Origin of the sequence: Actinoplanes sp. NPDC051343 (genome assembly GCF_044455125.1) — a bacterium.
Lineage (GTDB): Bacteria > Actinomycetota > Actinomycetes > Mycobacteriales > Micromonosporaceae > Actinoplanes.
In genome coordinates this window covers 1-22,142 of the sequence record NZ_JBITEL010000020.1, presented here as the reverse complement: position 1 = coordinate 22,142, position 22,142 = coordinate 1, and the positions used below count along the sequence as shown (strand labels likewise).

Annotated in this window: 20 protein-coding genes and 1 pseudogene; 14 read left to right on the top strand and 7 right to left on the bottom strand. The window is 70.1% G+C overall.

Translation table 11 applies throughout. The annotated features are described in order from the left end of the window. Positions 1–56: 56 nt before the first annotated feature. A complete protein-coding gene (locus ACIA5C_RS43640) occupies positions 57–2,279 on the top strand; it encodes a hypothetical protein (protein ID WP_396066222.1) in 2,223 nt (740 codons plus the stop codon). On the opposite strand, the gene ACIA5C_RS43635 is transcribed toward ACIA5C_RS43640, so the two are convergent. Continuing rightward, the gene (locus ACIA5C_RS43635) at positions 2,267–2,527 is read right to left on the bottom strand and encodes a hypothetical protein (RefSeq protein WP_396066220.1); all 261 of its coding nucleotides are present in this window, start codon (positions 2,525–2,527) and stop codon (positions 2,267–2,269) included. The genes ACIA5C_RS43640 and ACIA5C_RS43635 overlap by 13 nt on opposite strands. A 32-nt stretch (positions 2,528–2,559) precedes the next feature. Between ACIA5C_RS43635 and ACIA5C_RS43630 the strand changes: the two genes are divergently transcribed. Then, positions 2,560–2,778, top strand: coding sequence for a hypothetical protein (locus ACIA5C_RS43630; RefSeq protein WP_396066218.1), 219 nt, complete (start codon positions 2,560–2,562; stop codon positions 2,776–2,778). 14 nt (positions 2,779–2,792) lie between these two features. On the opposite strand, the gene ACIA5C_RS43625 is transcribed toward ACIA5C_RS43630, so the two are convergent. Then, complete coding sequence (locus ACIA5C_RS43625) at positions 2,793–4,166, bottom strand: cation:dicarboxylate symporter family transporter (protein ID WP_396066216.1); 1,374 nt, start codon at positions 4,164–4,166, stop codon at positions 2,793–2,795. 39 nt (positions 4,167–4,205) lie between these two features. On the opposite strand from ACIA5C_RS43625, the gene ACIA5C_RS43620 reads away from it, so the two are divergent. Both ACIA5C_RS43620 and ACIA5C_RS43615 read left to right on the top strand, forming a co-directional pair. Next, positions 4,206–5,762: an ATP-binding protein gene (locus ACIA5C_RS43620; RefSeq protein ID WP_396066214.1), complete on the top strand. Its 1,557-nt coding sequence runs from the start codon at positions 4,206–4,208 to the stop codon at positions 5,760–5,762. Next, positions 5,759–6,442: a response regulator gene (locus ACIA5C_RS43615; protein WP_396066212.1), complete on the top strand. Its 684-nt coding sequence runs from the start codon at positions 5,759–5,761 to the stop codon at positions 6,440–6,442. The genes ACIA5C_RS43620 and ACIA5C_RS43615 overlap by 4 nt, the downstream gene beginning before the upstream one ends. 9 nt (positions 6,443–6,451) lie before the next feature. Here the strand turns inward: ACIA5C_RS43615 and ACIA5C_RS43610 are convergent, their stop codons facing one another. Further along, on the bottom strand, positions 6,452–7,132 hold the full coding sequence (locus ACIA5C_RS43610) for a hypothetical protein (protein WP_396066210.1): 681 nt from the start codon (positions 7,130–7,132) through the stop codon (positions 6,452–6,454). Positions 7,133–7,141: 9 nt separating this feature from the next. Continuing rightward, positions 7,142–7,804 (bottom strand): DUF6962 family protein, encoded by a 663-nt coding sequence (locus ACIA5C_RS43605; RefSeq protein ID WP_396066208.1) that lies wholly within the window; start codon positions 7,802–7,804, stop codon positions 7,142–7,144. Between the two features lie 72 nt (positions 7,805–7,876). Between ACIA5C_RS43605 and ACIA5C_RS43600 the strand changes: the two genes are divergently transcribed. Next, positions 7,877–8,656 (top strand): alpha/beta hydrolase, encoded by a 780-nt coding sequence (locus ACIA5C_RS43600; protein WP_396066206.1) that lies wholly within the window; start codon positions 7,877–7,879, stop codon positions 8,654–8,656. A gap of 13 nt (positions 8,657–8,669) precedes the next feature. Continuing rightward, on the top strand, positions 8,670–9,044 hold the full coding sequence (locus ACIA5C_RS43595; RefSeq protein ID WP_396066204.1) for a nuclear transport factor 2 family protein: 375 nt from the start codon (positions 8,670–8,672) through the stop codon (positions 9,042–9,044). Between the two features lie 7 nt (positions 9,045–9,051). On the opposite strand, the gene ACIA5C_RS43590 is transcribed toward ACIA5C_RS43595, so the two are convergent. Next, positions 9,052–9,840, bottom strand: coding sequence for a class I SAM-dependent methyltransferase (locus ACIA5C_RS43590; protein ID WP_396066202.1), 789 nt, complete (start codon positions 9,838–9,840; stop codon positions 9,052–9,054). Between the two features lie 362 nt (positions 9,841–10,202). Between ACIA5C_RS43590 and ACIA5C_RS43585 the strand changes: the two genes are divergently transcribed. From ACIA5C_RS43585 to ACIA5C_RS43560, 6 genes are all read left to right on the top strand, one after another. Further along, positions 10,203–11,471, top strand: coding sequence for an SGNH/GDSL hydrolase family protein (locus tag ACIA5C_RS43585; protein WP_396066200.1), 1,269 nt, complete (start codon positions 10,203–10,205; stop codon positions 11,469–11,471). Continuing rightward, positions 11,468–14,440 (top strand): glycosyl hydrolase 115 family protein, encoded by a 2,973-nt coding sequence (locus tag ACIA5C_RS43580; protein WP_396066198.1) that lies wholly within the window; start codon positions 11,468–11,470, stop codon positions 14,438–14,440. The genes ACIA5C_RS43585 and ACIA5C_RS43580 overlap by 4 nt, the downstream gene beginning before the upstream one ends. Further along, complete coding sequence (locus tag ACIA5C_RS43575; protein ID WP_396066196.1) at positions 14,437–15,714, top strand: SGNH/GDSL hydrolase family protein; 1,278 nt, start codon at positions 14,437–14,439, stop codon at positions 15,712–15,714. Before ACIA5C_RS43580 ends, ACIA5C_RS43575 begins: the two co-directional genes overlap by 4 nt. 299 nt (positions 15,715–16,013) lie before the next feature. Then, a complete protein-coding gene (locus ACIA5C_RS43570; RefSeq protein ID WP_396066194.1) occupies positions 16,014–16,697 on the top strand; it encodes a response regulator in 684 nt (227 codons plus the stop codon). Beyond that, positions 16,694–18,478, top strand: coding sequence for a sensor histidine kinase (locus ACIA5C_RS43565; RefSeq protein WP_396066192.1), 1,785 nt, complete (start codon positions 16,694–16,696; stop codon positions 18,476–18,478). Before ACIA5C_RS43570 ends, ACIA5C_RS43565 begins: the two co-directional genes overlap by 4 nt. A 72-nt stretch (positions 18,479–18,550) precedes the next feature. Further along, positions 18,551–19,675, top strand: a complete 1,125-nt coding sequence (locus ACIA5C_RS43560; RefSeq protein WP_396066190.1) for an acyltransferase family protein — start codon at positions 18,551–18,553, stop codon at positions 19,673–19,675. Here the strand turns inward: ACIA5C_RS43560 and ACIA5C_RS43555 are convergent. Next, positions 19,630–20,001 carry a hypothetical protein gene (locus tag ACIA5C_RS43555; RefSeq protein WP_396066442.1) on the bottom strand — a complete coding sequence of 124 codons (372 nt, stop codon included), beginning with the start codon at positions 19,999–20,001 and terminating at the stop codon, positions 19,630–19,632. The genes ACIA5C_RS43560 and ACIA5C_RS43555 overlap by 46 nt on opposite strands. 54 nt (positions 20,002–20,055) lie before the next feature. Here ACIA5C_RS43555 and ACIA5C_RS43550 point away from each other — a divergent pair. After that, positions 20,056–20,189: pseudogene (locus ACIA5C_RS43550) on the top strand (IS5/IS1182 family transposase); the annotation flags it as partial. A 659-nt stretch (positions 20,190–20,848) separates the two neighbouring features. On the opposite strand, the gene ACIA5C_RS43545 reads toward ACIA5C_RS43550, so the two are convergent. Continuing rightward, positions 20,849–21,415: a DinB family protein gene (locus ACIA5C_RS43545; protein ID WP_396066188.1), complete on the bottom strand. Its 567-nt coding sequence runs from the start codon at positions 21,413–21,415 to the stop codon at positions 20,849–20,851. A gap of 258 nt (positions 21,416–21,673) precedes the next feature. Here ACIA5C_RS43545 and ACIA5C_RS43540 point away from each other — a divergent pair, with 258 nt between their 5' ends. Then, entirely contained in the window at positions 21,674–22,063 is a 390-nt protein-coding gene (locus ACIA5C_RS43540) for a TnsA-like heteromeric transposase endonuclease subunit (protein ID WP_396066186.1), read from the top strand. The last annotated feature ends 79 nt before the right edge of the window (positions 22,064–22,142 follow it).

Genomic DNA, 22,142 nt, shown 5'->3' with positions numbered 1-22,142 from the left:
GCAAATCTGATCGGCGTCCATCGATTTGCACGTGCAAAAGACGAGAGGACTGGCCGGTGACCCTCATCCGAACCGCAACTTTGGTCGTGTTGGCCATGATCGGCGCCTCGCTGCCGGTCGTCGCGATCCGTCCGCCGGCGGCCCACGCCGACACCGGGCAGGTCGACAGCGCCGTCATCGGCTGGGACGGCGACACCGACGCCGCGATCGCGCACCGCGACGGCAGCTTCGACATCCGGGCCGGTAAGAACGTCACCGTCCACTTCGGCATCTACAACAACCCGTCGAAGATGCAGTGGTCGAACGCCGGCGGCTACTACCCGGCCCTCGTCACCCAGTTCGAACGCGACAACGCCACGGTGACGATCACGAACTTCGGCGACGCGGTCACCGTCGGCGGCAACGCGTACGTGGCCGTCTACAGCCGGGTCTCGGTCTTCAACCACGACACCGTTGCGCACACGCTGGATCCGGCACCGTCAAGTCAGCTCCTGCCGCTCAACTCGGCCGCGAACGCCGTGGCGCCCGGGCAGACGGTCGCGCACGACTACGTGGTCGCGGTCGATCGGTTCGGCGCTTCCTACGCCTGGCCGTCGAACTCCGCGCTGACCACCGCTGGTGGCTACGACACGCACTACCAGCACATGTCGGCGTACTGGGATGCGAAGCTGGCCGGCATCGCCGCGATATCGGTGCCCGACCCCCGGCTCGTCAACGCCTTCAAGGCCGGCTACATCTACACGAACATCGTCAAGGACGGCAACCACCTCAACGTCGGCGAGAACGGCTACGACCAGCTGTTCGACCACGACCTGCTGGGGATTCTGGTCAGCCTCATGGAAGAGGGCGACCTCACCAACGCCCAGGCGTACCTGCGCACGCTGATCACCAACCAGTACCCGGACGCGATCTACAAGCTCGTCTGGCCGTGGGCCGTCTACCTTCAGAAGACCGGCGACACCGGCTACGTCTCGGCCAACCTCGCCACCCTCAGCAACGCCATCCACCAGATACCCGGCGACGAGACCGGTCCGGGTAAGACGATGATGCGGTCCAACGCGATCGACACCAACGGGTACTGGACCGTCGACGACGAGTCCGCCCTGTTCGGCCTGCTCGCCTACCGCTACATCGCCCAGCGGCTGGGCAACGGCACCGAACAGAGCTGGGCCCAGAGCCAGTACGACACGCTCTTCGCCGCGGTGAACCGGCAACTGCAGTCCACTATCGACACCAATCACCTGACGTACGTGCCGTGTGCGGTCGATCAGAGCGACACCGCCAACCGCTGCAGCACCACCAACGACGCCAACTGGGCCTCCATGCTGCTGTTCGGGCGGTGGAACTGGGACGGCCTGCTCTTCGGCGCGACCGCGACCGGGCCCATGGCGAGCCTGCTCGACGCCACCTACGACTACGGATTCGCCCACCTCTCCGGCCTGCCCGCACACACCTACGGCGGCTACACCGGCTACAGCACCGCCTACAACGCCGGTTATGGAGAGGCCGCCCTGGCCGGGAAGATCCATCGCGCCGAGGGCGTGTACGACTACCAGTTCATGATCAATAACACGCAGAGCGGCCCGTACTCGTGGTGGGAGGGGATACCGACCGCGGGCGCCACCAACTGGACGCCCGGCGGTCACGCCACCTCCGGCACCGGATCGAGCCCGCACATGTGGGGCCAGGCCAACGCCTCCAAGGTCCTGCTCAACTCGCTCATCGCCGAACGCAGCGACGGCCGGGTCATCGTCGGACGCGGCGTACCTGGCGAATGGCTGCGCGACGGCCAGCCGGTCGGGGTGGCCAACTACCCGATCGCCGGCGGCAAGCGCATCGGCGCCACCATCTCCACCTCCGGCAACGCCGTCACGCTCACGCTGTCCGGTGCCACACCGGCGGGCGGCGTCGAGTTCGACGTCCCGGCCTTCATCGGCAACATCGCCTCGGCTTCCGCCGGCACGGTCGACAAGGCGAACGGCACGGTCGTCCTGCCCGCGGGCACCACCGGCGTCACCGTCACCCTTGCCACCGCGCCGTCGTTCAGGGCCACCGGCGGTCTCGACCTGTCCGGCTACTGCACCTCGATCGGCAACATCGGCGGAGCGGCCCTGGACGGCACCACCGCGTACGACTGGAAGTGCGTCTCCAGCGCCGGCACCCACGTACCCATGTCGCTGGACGCCGCGTGCGCCGGGCAGTACCGCACCATCGAGGGGGTGTTCGCCCGCTTCTCGGCCATGACCGACCCGTACAGCTGGCAGTGCTATTCGTCGTGACCGAGCGCCGGACCCGCTCGCCACGCCCAGGAGACGACGGCAACCCGGTTGGCCACGCCGAGTTTCGCCTGGATGTTGGCGATGTGGGTTTTGGCCGTGCCGCCCGCGGCGGCGACCTGTTCGCGCGGGCCGGCCAGTCCCCGGCCGCCGGAGCCCGGCCGGCGCCGCTGCGGCGGTGCGCCGCCCGCCATATCGTTGTGTACCCGCACCTCGACGCCCGAGACGCCGCCGGTCACGGACACGTCCACCCGGCTCGCCGTCGCCGCGTGCCGGGAAGCCGGTGCCGGTCGCCCTCGCGGTCGGGCCGGCGTCGGTGGTCGCCGCCGTCCTCGTCCCGGCCGGGCTGATGATGATCTGGACGATGGATGTCCGGCAGGGCTGGGCGCTGCAGGTGCCGGGCGTCTTCCGGCTGTTGTGGAGCGCCGGCCCGGCCGCCGCGACGTACGCCTACTATCTGCGCCGCCGCGGCGTCTGCCGATTTTGCGGCCCGGGCGGCTGAGCCCCGGCCCCGATTCAGGCTGCGGGAGCGGGCTTCGCCGGGGAGGCGGCGGGGGAGACCGGCCGCGCGGACGACACGGTTTCGTCCTCGTCGATCATCGAGGTCGGGTCGAACGGGTCGTCGCCGGAGAGCACCGCCCGGGCGCGGTCCCGGTCGAACTCGCCGGTCCAGTTGCCGATCACGACTGTGGCGACCGCGTTGCCGGCGAAGTTGGTCAGGGCGCGGGCCTCGGACATGAACCGGTCGATGCCGACGATCAGGCCGACGCCGTCGACCAGTTCGGGCCGGTGGCTCTGCAGACCGCCGGCCAGCGTGGCCAGGCCGGCGCCGGTGACCCCGGCCGCGCCCTTGGACGCCACGATCATGAACAGCAGCAGCGAGATCTGCGCGCCCAGCGAGAGCGGCCTGTCGAGCGCGTCGGCCACGAACAGCGACGCCATCGTCAGGTAGATCGCGGTGCCGTCGAGGTTGAACGAGTACCCGGTCGGCACCGTGATGCCGACGACCGACTTGCTCACGCCGAGGTGGTTCATCTTGGCCATCAACAGCGGCAGGGCCGAGTCGGACGACGACGTCGACAGGATCAGCAGGAACTCCCGGGCCAGGTAGCGCAGGAGGCTGAACAGGTTGATCCGGGCGAACGTCCACAGGATCGCGGCCAGCACCACGAACACGAAGATCGCGCAGGTGAGGTAGAAGCCGAGCATCATCTGCAGCAGGCTGGCCAGCGCTTTCACGCCGCCGGCCCCGGTCACCGCGGCCATCGCGCCGAACGCGCCGATCGGGGCCAGCCACAGAATCATCGACAGGATCTTGAAGACCAGCGTCTGGATCGACTGGACGCCTCGCAGGATCGGCTCGCCTTTCGGACCGAGCGCCTGGATGCCGAAGCCGACCAGCAGCGCCACCAGCAGCGTCTGCAGCACCTGACCCGAGGTCAGCGCGCTGAGCAGCGTCGACGGGATCCAGCCGAGGATCAGGTCCTCGGCGCCCTCGGACACCGTGACCTGCTTGTGGCCGGCCGCGGCGACGTCCGGCGTGAGATGCAGGCCCGACCCGGGGTGGATGATGTTGCCGACGATCAGGCCGATGATCAGCGCCACCGTGGACATCGTCAGGAAGTAGCCGAGGGCGAGGCCGCCGACCTTGCCCACCTGGGCCGCCTTCCGCACCGAGCCGACACCGACCACGATGGTGCAGAAGATGATCGGACTGATCATCATCTTGATCAGGCTGACGAATCCGGTGCCGACCGGCTTGAGGTCGACACCGAGCTTCGGAAAGAGAAGGCCCACCACGATGCCGGCCACCACGGCCACGATCACGGCGAGATAGAGGATGTGCGTTCGGTCCCGCCTGACCCGCGGGTTGGGGCTCTCGGTCGCCATGCCGCAGACTGTGGCCTGCGTCTCAAGTCGGGGGCACCCTTGCGTTCATTCTGGTCACGCACGCCGATACCGGCCGGGCGCTGGAGCATCGCCCGGCAACTGTTCGTGCTGCAAGTACTGGTGGTGACCCTGCTGGTCGCCATCGGCACGGCGGGCGCGGTGCTGCTCGCCAGCAACGACGCCGACCAGGCCGCGGTCGACCAGGTCACCGGCATCGCCGAGGCCGTCGCCCGCTCGCCGCTGGTCGTCGAGGCGATCGGCACGGCCGACCCGACGGTCAGCCTTCAGCCGTACGCCGAAGCCACCCGCCTGGCCACGCACACCGACTTCATCGTGGTGATGGCTCCCGACCGCACCCGGTACACCCATCCGACCCCGTCGCTGATCGGCCGGCCGTTCGTCGGCACGATCGACAAGGCCCTGCACGGCGACCGGGTCGTCGAGAAGCACGCGGGCAGCCTGGGCGAGTCGGTGCGTACCGTCGTGCCGGTGGAGGACGCGAACGGCAAGGTGATCGGCCTGGTATCGGTCGGCATCACGACCAACGCGATCAAGGAGAAGCTGTGGCAGCGCGCCCCCGCGGTGCTGATCCCGGCGGCGCTCGGCCTGCTGCTGGCGGCGGCCGGTTCGTGGCTGCTCAACCGTCGTCTGCGCCGGCAGACCCACGGCCTGGGCCCGGCCGAGATGACCCGCATGTACGAGTACCACGACGCCGTACTCCACTCCGTACGGGAAGGGCTGGTCGTCGCCGACCGCGAAGGCCATGTCACGCTGATCAATGACGAGGGCCGGCGTCTGCTCGGGACCTCCCTGCCGCCGGAGATCGCGGCGCTGCTCGACGCGCGTACGCCGGTGGCCGACGAGCCGGTCCTGGCCGGCGACCGTCTTCTGGTCGCCAACCAGCGCGTCATCCGGTTCGAGGACAAGGTGATCGGCACCGTTCTCACCCTGCGCGACCACACCGAGCTGCGGGCGCTGACCGGCGAGCTCGACTCGGTGCGCGGCCTCACCGAGGCGCTGCGCTCGCAGGCCCACGAGGCCGCCAACCGGCTGCACACCGTGCTGACGATGGTCGAGCTGGGCCGCACCGAGGAGGCGGTCGAGCTGGCCACCGCCGAGCTGGCGCACGCCCAGCAGCTGACCGACCAGGTCGTCGGCGCGGTCGGCGAGCCGGCGCTGGCCGCGCTGCTGCTCGGCAAGTCGGCCCAGGCCGGCGAGCGCGGCGTCCAGCTGGCGGTCGACGAGGCCTCGCACATCGACGGCGGCGCGCTGCCCAGCCGCGACCTGCTCACGGTGGTCGGCAACCTGGTCGACAACGCGTTCGAGGCGGTCGCGGCGACCGCCGCGCCGCGGCAGGTCACCGTGCTGGTGGTCGAGGAGGGCGGCGAGGTGCTGGTGCGGGTGAGTGACACCGGTCCGGGCCTCGCGGACGCCTCGCTGGCATTCCGCCGCGGCTGGTCGACCAAGGCCGAGGGGCGCGGGCTCGGCCTCGCCCTCGTGCGGCAGGTCGCCCTCCGCTACGGCGGCGGCTGCGACGTCGGCTCCGCCGAGGGCGGCGGAGCGGTGGTCACGGTGAGACTGCCGGTGCCGGCATGATTTCCGTACGCGTCCTGGTCGTCGACGACGAACCCCTGATCGCCGAGGCGCACGCCACCTACACGGCCAAGGTGACCGGCTTCGAGGTCGCCGCGACCGCGCACACCGCGCAGGAGGCGATGGCCGCCCTCCGCGCCACGCCGGTCGACCTGGTGCTGCTCGACCTCAACCTGCCCGACCGCAACGGCCTCGACCTGTGCCGCGCCCTGCGCGCCTCGGGCAGCGCCGTCGACGTGCTGGTGGTGAGCTCGGCCCGCGACCTCGCCTCGGTCCGCGCCGCGGTCTCGCTCGGCGTGACCCACTACCTGCTGAAGCCGTTCACCTTCGCGACGTTCCGCGAGAAGCTGCTCGGCTACGCCCGCTACCGGGCCCAGATGCTGGCGGCCGGCGAGGTCGGCGCCCAGCACGAGATCGACCGCGCCCTGGCCGTGCTGCGCGGCACCCCCCAGGATTCGCTGCCCAAGGGGCTGGACGTGAGCACGCTCGACCTGGTGCTGGGCGCGCTCCGCGAGGCCGCGCCGGGCACCGGCCGGTCGGCGAACGAGGTCGCCGCCCGCATCGGCACCTCGCGGGTCACGGCGCGGCGCTACCTGGAGCACCTCGCCGACACCGGTCAGGTCTTCCGCAGTCCCCGCTACGGCAGCCCGGGCCGCCCCGAGGTCGAATACCGCCGCGCCTGACCCGGCAGTTCATGCCGGCCCCCGGCGGAAGAGCGGGTCCTCGGCCAGGACCATGAAATGCCAACTGCCGTCGCGCCGACCGGCCCGACGGTCGGGGCCGTTGAACTGGCTCAGGCCCGCGGGACCCCCGAAACGATGGATCTCGCTGTTGACCGCGACCTGATCACCGCACCAGGTGAGTTCGTCGCCCGCATCGAGCAGCGCGCGGGCCGACCCCGTCAACAGCAGGGTGTCGGCGTGTTCGGCCGCCCGCAGGTCAAGGTGCTCCCAGTCCCGCTCCGGCGTCTCCGGCCGGGGCCGGGCGGCCGGTGCCCGCATGGTGGCCGGGACGCTGCGCCGCAGCCGGGCCCGGAGCGCGGGCCAGGCCGACGGCCGGAGCGACGCCTCGTCGCGCGCGATCACCAGGTCGGCCACGCCCGGATCGCGGGCCCAATGGGCGAAGGCCTCGCTCGGGGTGTTTTCCCGCAGGGGCAGGTACACGACGGAGTGCGGGCTGGTGGCGGCCAGGCGGAACAGCGCGCCCAGGCGCAGCAGGTCGGCCCGGGAGCCGATCAAGGCCCCGCTGTGTCTCCAGTGGACCTTGCTGATGTGGGTGCGGGACAGCGGGTTCGCCGGCATCAGGACCCGCCGGAGCGAGGTATGGCCGGGCAGACGGTGAACCCGCATCGGCAAGCGCATCCGGCCGTCCATCCGCGCACCTTAGGTCGCGACGCGCCCGCCATCAATCGCTTTCGCCGCTCGGGCCACGTCGTCCGCGCGGCGGCTGACCGCCCGGTACAGCAGGGCCATGCCGGCGATCTGCGCCAGGTGGTACGCCGAGGTGGGGTCGAGGCCGACGCGGCCGGTGACCGCCGGGGGAACCACCTTCATGACCGCGGCCGCGCCGCTGGCCAGGACGGCCGCCAGCACCGGCCGGGCCAGCGGATGGTCGCGCCGGGCGGCGTGCACCCAGAGTCCGAGCACGCTGAGCATCGTGAGGCTCTCGCAGCTGAGCATGGCGGTCACGCCGGCGTGCCCGGTGACCGCCGCGCCCAGGTAGGCGGCCAGTCCGACCGAGCGCAGCAACCAGAACACCCGGGCCCGGCCCGGGCCCAGCACCTCCCGCACGGTGGCGGCGAGCAGGTACGACACCGCGACGACGACCAGCACGCTGATCGCGGCCCAGCTGATCTGGGCCGGCCGGGCCCACCGAACCGCCACGGCGTGGTGCACTGCCCCCGCGACCGCCGCGAACCCGGACCACCAGAACGGCGCGAGCCAGTACCGGGGGACCGCGGGTCTGCGCCGCAACTGCACGGCGAGAACCAGGACCACGACCCCGAGGAGGAGGTCGGTCAACGACTGGGCCGGCTGCGCGAGCACCATCGCACCGTACGCCTGACCGATGCCGGAAACGGTTGTCGCCTGCTCAGGCCGAGGGCATAGCGTTGGCGCATGGTCATCACCGATACCGCTGCCGGCGTACCGTTCACCGCGTTGCCACCGGCGGGTGGCGGACCGGCCCCGCTGGTGGTGACCTGGCACATGATGGACGCGCCGTGCACCGATGCCGCGTTCGCCGCCGCGCTGCCGCTGACCGGGGTCGCGGCATGGCGGGTTCATCTGGGCATGCCCTGGTGCGGCCCCCGCTCCTATCCCGAAGGACGCGAGCTGTCCCGTCGCGACCCGATGATGCTGTATGTGGAGCCCGTAGTCCGCCAGGCCGCCGAGGAGTTCCCCGCCGCGCTCGCCGACCTGCGGGCACGGTTCCCGATCGCCGACGCACCGATCGGGGTCGTCGGTGCCTCGCTGGGCGGTGCGGTCGCCCTCACGGTGACCGCGAGCGGCGTCGTGCCGGTAGCGGCGCTGGCCGTGGTCAACGCGGCCGTCCGCGCCTCATCCGTCGTCGCGCTCGTCGCGGAACAGTCCGGGCGGCCCTACCCGTGGGAGGCCTCCTCGCGGGCCGCCGCCGACCGGCTGGATTTCGTCGCGCGGGCCGCCGGCCTCGACGGCACGGCACTGCTGGTGGTCAGCGGCGACGACGACTACCCGGCCTTCCGCGCGGACGCCGCGGCCCTGGCGGCGGCGGTGCCCGGCGCGCGCCTGACTACCGTGCCCGGGCTGGCACACCCGCTCGCCGAACGGCCCGGCGAGCAACCCGCGCCACCGACACCACAGGCGCGGACGGTGGACGCCGCGATCACCGGCTGGTTCGCGACCCACCTCGCCACCTGAAGCTGGAGGAAAGATGACAGTCGAAGACGAAGTCAGGGCGCGGTCCGCGGCCTGGGATTCGGCCCTGGTCCGTAACGATGCGCCCCTCGTCGCCCGTTTCATGACCGAGGACTGGGTTTATGTCGGCCCGACCGGCCCCACGCCGAAGGCCGACGTCATCGGCTGGATCGCGGCCGGCCGGCTGGTGCACCACACGATGGTCGTGGCCGGCGGTGAACGGGTGGTGCCGGCGGGGGACACCGTCCTGCTCACCGCACGCAAGACGAGCTCGGGCAGTTGGGACGGCGCACCCTACGAGGCCGATGAGTGGATCAGCGAGGTCTACGTCCGGACGGACAACGGGTGGCGATGTGCTCTGAGCCAGAAGACCGTGGCGGTCGCCGGTTGACGACCGCTCACGGTCGGCGGGTCGTCGTGCCGGTGACCGTCGTGTAGTGCATGACGAAGGTGCCGCCGGCCGCGTCGATCACCTCGGCGTAGCCGTCGAGCAGGGTGCGCAACACGTCGGGCGGTACGCGCGAGCCCAGGCCGCCGAACGTCGGCAGCACGTCGAGCCACGCCTCCGTCGAGTAGGTGAAGTCCCACTCGAAGCGCCACTCCTCGACCGGGTGGAACGACCCCGTGGAGTCGAGGCCCTCGGCGGCGGTGGCGACCATCCGGGCGTACCCGTCGGCGATGGAGCCCTCGAAAGCCCAGGCGTTGGGTGCCTTCGGCAGCACCCGGGCCTGCACCTCGCCGAAGGCGCGCCGGATCTCGGGCGGCGGCTCGAAGGCGTTCCAGAACAGGGCGAGCCGCCCGCCCGGCCGGAGCACCGACGCCGCCTTGGCCGCGCCGGCCACCGGGTCGATCCAGTGCCAGGTCTGGGCGGCGGTCAGCGTGTCGAAGGCCCGGCCGGCCGGGTCCCAGTCCTCGAACTTCGCCACCTCGCACTCGATGCCGGAGTCGCGGGCCGCCGCGGCCATCCGCGGGTCCACGTCGATGCCCAGCACCCGGCCGCCCGCGTCGCGGAAGAGCCGGGAGGCGATCCCGGTGCCACAGCCCACGTCGAGCACGCGCGGACCGGGGCTCATGGCGACAACGCGGTCGATGAGTGCGGCCGGGTAGCCGGGCCGGGCACGGTCGTAGCGCGAGGCCTCCGCGCCGAAGGACTCGGCCACCTCACGTTGCCGGTGAACGTCGGTCATGGGGCCTCCCCGTCGAAGTGGGCACGTGCCCACAAGCTAGTGGGCATGTGCCCACTCGTCAACGGCGGCCGGCGGGCGTCGGCTTCATCGGTTTTCCTTCTCGAAAGCCCCATTCGGGACGCCGAAAGTTCCGGTAGGTCCCGGCAAGCTATGTGGACCGGTACTCTCCCGTCAATGTGCTATGTACCAGCAAGATCGTTGCGCCAGAGTTTCGGCCGGTGCCGGCCCAGGGCTTGACGCCATAGATGACCACCTCTACGTTACGGATGTCCGGCCGGAATGTTTCCGAAACTTCCGGCTGTGCTCGACTCCATAGCGTGCTCGACCTTCATCGCCGTCCCCGATGCAAGGGAGATTTCCCCATGACCACCAGACGCGAGATGCTGGCGCTCGCCTCCGGCGCGGCCGTCGCGGCCGCCGTCTCACCGGCCGCGGCGGCGTCCGCCCACGGGCGCTCGTCGCACGACGTAGGCACCTGGGCCGCCCCGCCGACGACCATTCCGCCCACCGGCCTGCTGACGCTGTCCGACCGGACAGTGCGGCACGTCGTGCACATCAGCACCGGCGGCGACCGGCTGCGGGTGCGGCTCACCAACGAGTTCGGCAACACGCCTCTGCGGATCGGCGAGGTGCGCGTCGCGCGCCGCGCCGGCAGTGGGGCGAGCACCGACGCGGTTCCCGGCACCGACCGGGGCGTCACCTTCGGCGGGCATCGGTCGGCGCTGATCCCGGCCGGTGCGCCGCTGGTCAGTGACCCGGTCGAGCTGCGTGTTCCGGCCGCGGCCGACCTGCTCGTGAGCATCTACCTGCCGGCGGCCACGCCGGTCACGACGCTGTTCGCGTTCTCCTACCAGGACAACGTGATCGCCGCCGGGAACGTCACCGCCGCCCGGCACGTGACCGCCACCCAGACCCTCCAGCAGGTGCTGTTCCTGTCCGGGGTCAGCGTGCAGTCGACGGCGAGCGCGATCGTCACGCTCGGCGACTCGATCACCAACGGCGCCAACACCACCGCCGATCTCAACCACCGCTGGCCCGACCTGCTGGCCGCGCGCCTGCGCCAGGCCGGCATCGACCGCGGGGTGGTCAACGTCGGCATCTCCGGCAACCGGATCCTGCACGACCCCAACCCGCCGGCCGGCAACCCGGCCGAGGCCTACGCGGCGTACTTCGGGCAGAGCGCGCTGCGCCGCTTCGACCGCGACGTGCTCGCCCAGCCCGGTGCCTCCGACGTGATCGTGCTGCTCGGCATCAACGACCTCGGCCACCCGGGCACCAGCGCGCCGGAGAGCGAGGTGGTCTCGGCCGACGACCTGATCGCCGGGCACCGCCAGATGATCGCCCGGTCCCGGCAGGCCGGGCTGCGGATCTTCGGCGGAACGATCCTGCCGTTCAAGGACGACACCCTCGACTTCTGGAGCGCTGAGAACGAACGCAAACGCCAGGCGGTCAACCGCTTCATCCGTACGGGCGGGGAGTACGACGGAGTCATCGACTTCGACCGGGCCATGCAGGCGCCCGGCGACCCGTTGCACCTCAACCCGGCGTACGACAGCGGCGATCACCTGCACCCCAACGATGCCGGCATGGCCGTGATGGCCGCCGCCGTACCCCTGAGGTTCTTCCGATGAAGTCATTTCTCGCTCTGCTCCTGCTGTCCCCCGTGGTCGCTGCCCCGGCGTCGGCCCACGTCCCGCCCGCTCCCGAGGCCGGTTATGTCGCCTTCGAGAACGGCCCCGGCCGCTTCCCGGTGGTGGGCGCGCCCCTCGTGGTGAGCGCTGACGACTACTCGGGCGTGATCCGGGTCGCTGACGATCTGCAGTCGGACATCCAGAAGATCACCGGCGTGCGGCCCGCGGTCAGCCACGGCACGGTTCCGGCCGGACGCGACCCGATCATCATCGGCACCATCGGCAAGAGCCCGCTCGTCGACTCGATCATCGCGCGCGGCAAGCTGGACGTCAGCTCCGCCAAAGGCAAGTGGGAGACCACGGTCGAGCAGGTCGTCGACCACCCGCTGCCGGGTGTGCGGCGGGCGTTCGTGATCGCCGGCTCCGACCAGCGCGGCTCGATCTACGGCGCCTACGACCTGTCCAAGAGCATCGGCGTCTCACCCTGGTACTTCTGGGACGACGTGCCGGCCGCCCACCACGACGCCATCTACGTGACGCCCGGGCGCCACACCCAGGGCACGCCCGCGGTCAAATACCGCGGGTTCTTCATCAACGACGAGAACCCGGCGACGGGGGAGTGGGCCCCGGGCTACTTCGGTCCCGGCAAGGCGCCCGGCTACCCGGGCGGCCTCAACGCGGCCTACTACGCCAAGGTCTTCGAGACGATGCTGCGGCTCAAGGCCAACTACCTCTGGCCGGCCGTGTGGGGCCGGGCCTTCGCCGAGGACGACCCGCTCAACCACGCGACCGCCACGCTGTACGGCGTGGTCATGGGCACCTCGCACGAGGCGCCGATGATGCGCGGCATCGAGGAGTGGAACCGGCACGCGGTCAACGGCACCGATCCGTACGGTGGAAACGGGCAGTGGAGCTTCGTGCACAACGCGGACGCGCTCAAGGCGTACTGGCGGGACGGCGCCCAGCGGATGGCCGCTCAGGACATCGAGGGCGTGATCACGCTCGGCATGCGTGGCAACGGCGACACCGGACTGCCGGACGGCGACGGCATCGGCCTGATGAGCAACATCATCGACACCCAGCGGCAGATCCTGAAGGACACCGGGCTGATCGACCGGCCCCAGGTGCAAACCCTCTACAAGGAGGTCCAGCGCTACTGGGACGAGGGCTACCGGCCACCGGACGACGTCACGGTCGTCTTCTGCGACGACAACTGGGGCAACCTGCGCCGGCTCCCGCAGGCCGAAGACCTGAAGCGCAGCGGCGGGTTCGGCATGTATTACCACTTCGACTACGTCGGGGCGGGCCGCAACTACAAGTGGGCCGACACCGCCAACCTCACCAACACGTGGGAACAACTGCACCGGGCGTACGCCTCGGGCGTCAACCGCCTGTGGATGGCCAACGTCGGCGACCTGAAGAACGAAGAGGTGCCGACCCAGTTCTTCCTCGACTATGCGTGGAATCCCCAGGCCATTCCGCTGAACGGTCTCGGTGACTGGCTCACCGCGTACGCGAAAGAGAGTTTCGGCCCGGCGCTGGCGCCGGCCGTCGCAAGCCTGCTCAGCGAATACTCCCTGCTGCAGTCCCGGCGTAAGCCGGAGCTTCTGAACCGTCGCATCACCGTCGACCCGAACAAGGACCTGAGCACGGATCCGACCGCGGTCATCAACGACGACCAGGGAAATCCGTTCAGCCTGACCGCCTATCGCGAGATGGACCGGGTGACCGCGCAATGGCAGGCGCTGGCCGCCTGGGCGTCTCAGGTCCGGCAGAAAATTCCGGCGGCCTGGCAGGACGCGTTCTATGAGCTGGCCTATTACGAGATCAAGGACACCGCGCTGATCTATGCGCTGCGGCAGGCCGAATTCACGAACATCGAATATGCCGGACAGGGCCGGGCGGGCACCAACGCTCTCGCCGATCGGGCGGAACGGTTGTTCGCCGAGGACCAGGCGATGAGCGACTACTACAACAACACCCTGGCCGGGGGTAAATGGTCCCATTGGCAGACCCAGCCCAAAATCGGCTACGGGGATGTCGAGCGCTACGGTCCCAATGCGCCCTGGCAACAGCCGGAACTGAACAATGTGGCGCTGCCGGACGAGATCTATCCGCATCTGCAGCGGATCACCGTGCCGTCCGCGGCCGCGATGGGTGTCGCTCTGGACGGTGGCGATGCGGTCAAGCTCCCGGAGTTCAGCCCGTGGCAGTCGCAGCCGGCGCAGTACATCGAGGTCTACAACAAGGGCACGACCGGCTTCAACTACCGGATCTCCGCCGCCCGGCCCTGGGTTCACGTCACGCCCTCGTCCGGCCGGGTGACCGATCAGATCCGGGCGACGGTGCGCGTGGACTGGCGGTTCGCGCCACGCGGTCTGACCTCGGTGCCGATCACGATAAGTGGTGCCGGCAGCACGGTCACCGTCCAGGCGCCGATCAGCAATCCGACGGTGAAGCCGAGCGGCTTCCTCGAGGCGGACGGCTACGTGGCGATGCAGGCCGACCACTACACCGCCAAGTCCGGCGAATGGCAACTGCTCCCCGGCGTCGGCAAGACCGGAAACGGGCTCACCCCACTGGGCGGGAACGGCGCGCACCTGTCGTACGCGATGACGCTGACCACCACCGGCCCGGTAAAGGTGTCGGCCTATCTGTCGCCGCGCAACAACGTGTTCCCGACGAGCGGATTGCATTACGCGGTGTCGATCGACGGCGAGACGCCGCAGGTCGTCGACATCGTCCACGCGACCGGCTCGGACGACGGCACCATGAACAACCAGTGGGCCCGCAACACCTCCGACAACATCAACGTGACGACGACCGTGCATCAGGTGGACCGGCCCGGCCGGCACACGCTGACGTTCTGGATGGTCGATCCCACCGTCATCGTGCAGCGCCTGGTCGTGCAGACCGCGCCGCTGCCGTACAGCTATCTCGGGCCGCCCGAGAGCAGGAGGGCCGCATGAACCGGCGTACCGTCCTCGGCTTCGGCGCCGCCGCGCCGGCGGCCTTCATCGGGCATGGTGTTTCCGCACCCCGCCGCCGCCGGTGGGTACACACCTGGGTCTCGATGCCCCAGCTGACCGAGCCGGGCAACCTGCCGCCGGCGCCGTTCACCGGCACCGCCTCGACGCTGGTCGACACGACCCTGCGGCAGACCGTGCACACCTCGCTCGGCGGGTCGCAGGTGCGGGTCCGGTTCTCGAACGCGTTCGGTGGGGCGGCGTTGCCTCTCACCGCGGCGTCGGTCGCGTTGCCCGCCGGGGGCGCGGCCGGGGTCTCGGCGATCCGGCCGGGCACGAGCCGGCCGCTGACCTTCGGCGGGCACCCGTCGACGGTCGTGCCGATGGGCGCCCAGGTGGTCTCCGACCCGGTCGACTTCCCGGTCGCGCCGATGTCCAACCTGACCGTGTCGTGCTACCTGGCCACCGGGCAGGCGACCCTCAACCTGACCTCGCACCCCGGCTCCCGCACGACGACCCACCTGATCAACGGCGACCATCATCTCGACACCGACCTCCCCGGTTCGGCCGCCGCCGATCACTGGTACCTGCTCAGCGGGGTGGAGGTGGTAGCCGGCAGCTCCGCGCTGGTGATCGTCGGTGACTCACTGACCGACGGCCGGGGATCCACCACCAACGGGAACAACCGGTGGCCCGACCAGTTGCTGTCGCGGCTGCACGGCCGGATCGCGGTGCTCAACCAGGCGGCCGGCGGCAACCGCATCCTCAACGACGGCCTCGGACCCAGCGTGCTGGCCCGCCTCGACCGCGACGTGCTGGCCCTCGGCGCGGTCGACTGGATGCTGATCTTCGAGGGCGTCAACGACATCGGCACGGCCGAAGCCACCGACACCGCCCAACGCCAGGTGACCGACGACCTGATCGCAGCCTTCCGGCAGGTGGCGACCCGGGCCGCGGCGCGGGACATCGCGGTCTACGGCGCGACGATCACGCCGTTCGGCGGCAACACCGGCTACGACGACGCCGCCGGCCTCCGGGAACGGTCGCGCCAGGCGGTCAACGCCTGGATAAGGCACAGCCGTACGTTCGACGCGGTGGTCGACTTCGACGCGGCAGTCCGCGACCCGGCCAACCCACGGCGGCTCCTCCCGGCGTACGACGTAGGCGACGAACTACACCTCAACCCGGCCGGTTACGGCGCGCTGGCCGCCGCAGTACCGCTGGGTCTTTTCACCGGCGCCCGGGAACCGTCCACCCGGGTAGCGCCGACCGGCTGAGGCCGCCGGCGTACCTCCGCCGCCGGTCGCGGGCCCAGCAGCCGCGACCGGCGGCGGTTTTCCCACGAGCGCAGCTTTCGTCGTGACGACACTGCCGCCACGATCTCCGGGTCGAGCGGGTCATTAAGCGGTGCGAGGTCGTTGTGGCTGTTGGCCGGCGATGGGATTGGTGGCCGGGGCAGGCGGACAGAGTTTGCCGGCGACGCCTGTGCGTCGCCTGGCAGCCGCGGGAAAGGGACTTGTCTCGGCAATGTCAGCGTTTGCCGATGGCACTACCGGACGTTCCTATAGTTCCTTCCATGAGCGAACACGTGGTGGTCGCCGAGGATGACGTCCGCCAGGCTGAGGTGGTCCGGCGTTACCTCCGAGCGGCCGGATACCGGGCGTCGGTCGTCCACGACGGCCGCAGCGCGATCGAGCTGGTTCTTCGATCTCGGCCGGATTTGCTGGTGCTCGATGTGATGATGCCGGGGCCGGACGGAATCGCGGTCTGCCGGGCGCTGCGCCGGGAGAGCAACGTCCCGGTGTTGATTCTGACCGCCCGGCGCGACGACGACGACCTGATCCTCGGGCTCGAGGCCGGTGCGGACGACTACCTGATGAAGCCGTACAACCCGCGTGAGCTGATGGCACGGGTCCGCACCATGCTGCGCCGCAACCAGTGGTCGCCGGACGCCGCGCTGCGGGTCGGTGAGGTCACGGTGGACGTGCCCGGTCATCACGTGACCGTCGCCGGACGAAGGGTGGATTGCACGCCCGGCGAGTTCGAGATCCTGGCCGCGATGGCGGCCGCCCCGGACCGGGCGTTCACCCGGGCGCAGCTGCTGGAGAAAACCCGCGGGTTCGAGGTTTCCCCGACCGACCGGACCGTCGACATGCACGTCATGAAGCTGCGCCGCAAGATCGAGCCGAATCCGCGCCGGCCGGCGTACCTGCTCACCGTGTACGGCATCGGTTACAAGCTCACCGACGGGTCGCAATGAGGTCCCGGAGCCTGGTGGGGCGTCTGCTGTCCATGTCGCTGCTGGTCGTGCTTTGTGCCGTGCTGGCCACCACCTGGCTGGTGGTGAACAGCACCACGTCGCAGCTCCGGCAGGAGCTGGGTCAGGGCATCGGCTACGACGCCAGGATCTACGAGGGGGTGCTCGACTACGCCGCCGCGCACACCACCTGGTCAGGCGTGCAGCCGTTGCTGGCCGACCTACGCCGGCTGACCGGCCGGGAGATCACCCTCACCCGCGAGGACGGCACCTTCCTGGCCAGTTCGCAAGGCCGGCGGCCGGACCTTCCGGCCCGCCGGTCCGCGCTGGTCGACCCCCTCTACGTCGAGGGATTTCTCGCCACCCGGGAGTCGGAGCCCACTGGTATCTACGACGGGGTGCTCGGTCCGTACCGCTTGACCCCCGCCGAGCACCGGATGCTGTCCGCCCGGGTCCTGAACGCCGAGCGGTGCATGACCGAGCAGGGCATAGTCGTCGGGGCCGACATCGACGGTGCGGGCCGACCGTCGCTGGAGCCGTACTTCACGAAGGCGGACGTGGTCTCGGCGCAGCTGGCCGACTGCTATCGGAAGTCCGGCGCCGACGTGGTGACCGACACCGAGCGTGCGGCCTTTGCTCAGCTCACCAAGCTCACCAACGCGTGCCTGGTGGGGAACGGCGCTGCACCCCGGGTGACCGTGCTGCCCAACTTCGTCCTGAAACCGACCGGCAACGCCCGCTTGGACGTCGTCCTGAAACTGACCGGCAACGCCCGCGCCCCCAGCCGGACGCAGGAATGCATCGATGCGTCCCGCCGGAAGCAGCTCGCGCCGTACGTGGCCCCGCCGGCCTACCTCTACGTCGCCGGCCCGGCCCGGCAGGCCGGCACGGTATTCGATCTTTCCCGGGGCGGCACCGTGCGGGTCGCGACCGTGGCCGGGCTCGTCCTGGCTGTCGCGTTCGCGGTCACTCTGCTGGTCGGCCTGCGGATCTCCCGGCCCCTGCGTGCGCTCACCCGCGCCGTCGAGAGCGGCGCGAGCGACCTGCCGGTCCGGAGCCGGGACGAGATCGGCCGGCTCACCGCCGCGTTCAACGATCTCTCCGAGCGCCGGGAGGCCGTCGAACGGCAACGGCGCGCCATGGTCAGCGACATCGCCCACGAGCTCGGCTCGCCGCTGACCAACATCCGCGCCTGGCTGCAGGCCGCCCGTGACGGCGTGACCGGGCCCGGCCCGGAGCTGCTGGACCTGCTCGCCGACGAGGCCGAGTTGCTCGAGCACGTGATCGACGACCTGCGCGACCTGGCCGCCGCCGACGCCGGCCGGCTGCGCCTGCACCCGGAGCTGGTCTACGTCAACGAACTACTCGGCCAGGTCGTCGCGGCGTACGGCAGCCGCGCCGACGGAGTCACGATCGCGGTCGAGACGACGGGCGACCCGGAAGTCATGCTCGATCCCAACCGGATCCGCCAGGCCGTCGGCAACCTGCTCTCCAACGCCGTACGGCACTCGCCGCCCGGTGCCACCGTGACCGTGCGCTCGCGGCTCGACGGCGACGACCTGGTGATCGAGGTCGCCGACACCGGCACCGGGATCGCCGAGCACGACCTCCCGCACGTGTTCGACCGTTTCTGGCGCGCCGACAAGTCGCGCAACCGGAACACCGGAGGCAGCGGACTGGGCCTTGCCATCGTCCGCAAGCTCGCCGAGGCCCACGGCGGCACCGCCACCGCCACCAGCCGGTTCGGTCACGGCAGCACCTTCACCGTCCGCCTGCCCACCTGACATCCCTCCATCCCCCACCGTGAGCGGCTGTGCCACTCACGGCGATGACCCCTGCTTAGGAGACGGCCGATCATGGCTGCGAAAACGAACCGCCTGCTGGCCCTGGACGGTCTCCGGCTGCTGTGCGCGCTGGCGGTGGCCTTCTACCACCTCGGCATGGCCTGGTCGGTCGACGGCGTACGGCCGACCACCGCCTATCTGCCGCAACCGGTGAAATCGGTGCTGATCTACGGCTTCCTCGGCGTCGAGATGTTCTTCATGATCAGCGGCTTCGTGATCTGCATGAGCGGCTGGGACAGGACCCCGCGCGAGTTCCTCGCCTCCCGTGCCGCCCGGCTCTACCCCGCCTTCTGGGCCTGCGTCCTGATCACCACGGCGGTCATGACAATGCTGCCGCTCACCGAGGGCATCCCCCTGCCGCACGGGCTGACCAGCGCCGACATCGCCGTCAACCTCACCATGCTGGCCGAACCGCTGAACGTGCCCTATGTCGACACCGTCTATTGGACCCTCTGGTACGAGCTGCGCTTCTACGCGCTGTTCGCCATCCTGATCCTCATCGGGCTCACCCGTCGCAGGGTCGTCGTCACCGGCGCCGGTTGGCTGGTCGTCTCCATCGTCGTCCCGGCCGGGGCGCCGCTCGCCGAGCTGGTCATGCCGCAGTTCGCGCCCTACTTCGTCGCCGGTATCACGATCTATCTGATTCGCCGCCACGGGCCGCGCCTGCCGTTGTGTGCGCTGCTGGCCGCCTGCTGGGCGGTGACTCTCTTCCGCGTACGGGAGCGCGTGCTTCTCGCCAACCCGGGCTTCCCGGTGCCGGTCTGGCCCGCATGGCTGATCATCACGCTGGCCTTCGTTGTCCTGGTGGCCATCGCCCTCGGAGTCGCCGACCGCTGGAACTGGCGTTGGCTCGCCGTCGGCGGCGCCGTCTCGTACCCGCTCTATCTGCTGCATCCCCGAATCGGTTACACGATGATTCGGTACGCCCACGACAACACCGGGCTGCCGGTGCCCGCCCTCATCGTCGCCGCGGTCCTGGTGCTGCTCGTCGCCGCCTGGCTGGTCCACCACCTGGTCGAGCGGCCGGTCGGCCCCGCCCTGCGCCGCTGGATCGCCACCGGATCGATCCGCCTACCGCGGATCCGCAATGGTCAGCACCACCGGTCGGCAGCGATCCGGTCTGGCCAACCCTGGTGACGCAAATACAGGTCGCCGTCGAGAGGATGGAATCCGGTGTCGCGTACATCGTCGGCGTAGCCCCTTGTGGTTCCCACTGGGCGGGTATGTCGGCCAGCGGCCGGCCCGGCGGCGGCGAGGTGCGCGGAGACCCGGACGACGTCCTCGGCGGTTGGGCGCTGCAGCATGCTGCCGTCGATCATCGCCTCGATGTCGGCGGGGGTGACGCGCAGCCAGTCCAGTGCCCGGGTCACGAAGCTCGAACGCGGAGTCTCGCTCATCGTCGTCTCCTCCACGGCTCGCTCGTGGACCACAGTGGGCAGGATTTGCTCGAAGCTGAGCTTCACGCCGAAGCCGCCGGCGACGATGTACAGGATGCCGGCACAAGACGGTCAACCGGGCGCCCGCGGCGAGCGATCGCCGCGCTCAAGACCTGGAAGATCCTGGCCAGGCTCCGCTGCCGCCCGCGCCGAGCGACCACGATGGTGCAGGCCGTCCTCGTCCGCACCACGTCGAAGCCAACCGTTACGCGGGACGAGAAAGGCCTGTCTTGCCTGGAGCCGCGCTACCAGCTCCTGCACGTCACGGCGAAGATCACCCCACCGCCCGGGTCACCACCCTGCGCATCGCCGCCGAGTGGCCCTGGACCGATCAACTCTTCGCCGCGTTCCAACGCCTCGCCGCGTTACCCGAACCCGTCACCTGACAACGGAATCCCCGCACCAACCACCACGACCACGGAGAAGCCCGGCCGGCGGCCGGGCGATACCGTCTGCCCCGGCCACCAATCCCATCGCCGGCCAACAGCCACAACGACCTCGCACCGCTTAATGAAAGACCGAGGCCAACAGCCCGACGGCCTCCGCCGCCGTACGCGCCATCAGCCCCAAGCCGAACGCCCCGGGCGCCCGCCGCCCGCTGCCCTCTGTTGTGGCGGCGCCAGCTCCGGCCGTTGTGTCAGCGCTGGCTCCGGCTGTCGTGACGGCGCAGACTCCCGCTGTCGTGGCCCCGCCGCCCCCTGTCTTGGCGGAGCCGGCTTCGGCTGCCTTGGCGGAGCCGGCTTCGGCTGTCGTGGCGGTGCAGACTGTCCCGTCCCGCTTGAATTGGTGTTGTCTCGCAGGAGTTGGTTCGATCTGCGGTTTCCTCTCGCTCAAGTTGCTCTCGGGCTGCTGTCGTCGTCTGGCGCTTGTGTTCTCAGTCGTCCTTGCGCAGGTAGAGGTCGCGTAGCAGGCAGATTTCCGCGCCGTGGTGGATGACTTCGCGGTGGATGTGCATGACGAGCCTGGCCATCGGGACGTCCGCGTACTGAGGTGGGGAGAGCTTGCCCTGAGGCTGGATGAGACCTGCCGTGCCGAGGTTGCGTACGTCCCGGACCCAGGCATCGTGACCTTCGTCGAGTTGACGCAATGCCGTTTCGGCGGTTCCCGCGTAGTCGATGACGTGTTGACCGTGACCGGTCCAGGGTTGGTCGAAGTGGAACGCGTCCGGTGGCCCGAGCACGGCGATGAGATGTGCCAGCCGCCAGGCGATCGTGGTGACGGGTTCACGATCGTACGGCGGTGGGGCGTAGTCCATCGTGAAGTCGCCGGCGCCGAGCGGCATCGGCGCTGTGCTCTCAGCGCGGCGAGTCAAGGTCCAGCAGTCGGAGACCGGCTGCCAGAAGTACTCGTCGTCGGTCAGCCCGTCCAGCCGGGGCCGGAGCTGGTTGTCCCAGTGCCACTCGAGCTGGTCGAGCAGTTCGGCGTTCCAGTCGATGTCCACGCTTGGACATTACAGATCGGGTTCACCCGGGCAGCCGTTCACCCCGGTTGTTGAAGGTGCCGGCCGAGTGCCGCCGGCGGGTGACGGCTGGCTCTCTATGGGTTGATTGCCGTGGCTCCGGCAGGATCGGGCGGGTCTGCGGCGTTATCTTCAGTAGGTGACTGCGGCGCCTGTTTCCGTTGCCGATAAGGGGTTCGACGTCGAGTTCCTGGAGGCCGGCGGCGTGGTCCGGCGGGCAGATCTGTCGACGTGTTGGGGATGCGGTTCGAGGACGTGCCGCCGGTGCGCTCGTTTCCCTCGCTGCGAGGCCAGGCTCATTTTCCCGGGTTGCGGTGGTCGGCTACTTCAGGGCGGCATGTGGGGTATGAGTCTTGGTTGGAGCGTGACCACGCGATGCTGCTGGACTTCGACCCTGAGGTCGTCGGGTATTCGTCCCAGCCGTTCTGGCTGCGCTGGCATGACGGGTGCCGTCGGCGGCATGCCCCGGACTTCTTCGTCCGGTTGATCGCCGGCACGGGCGTGGTGGTCGATGTCCGCGCCGATGACCGGATCGAGGTCCGGGACGCCGAGGCGTTCGCGGCGACCGAACGAGGGTGCACGCAGGTGGGCTGGAGGTTCCGGCGGGAGCCTGTCAAGATTTTTGTGTAAGTGATCTTGTGGTTTGTTAGTTGATGTAGGGGCCGATGCGGTCGGGGTAGTGCAGGGCCAGGGCTCCGAGGGCTTGGCG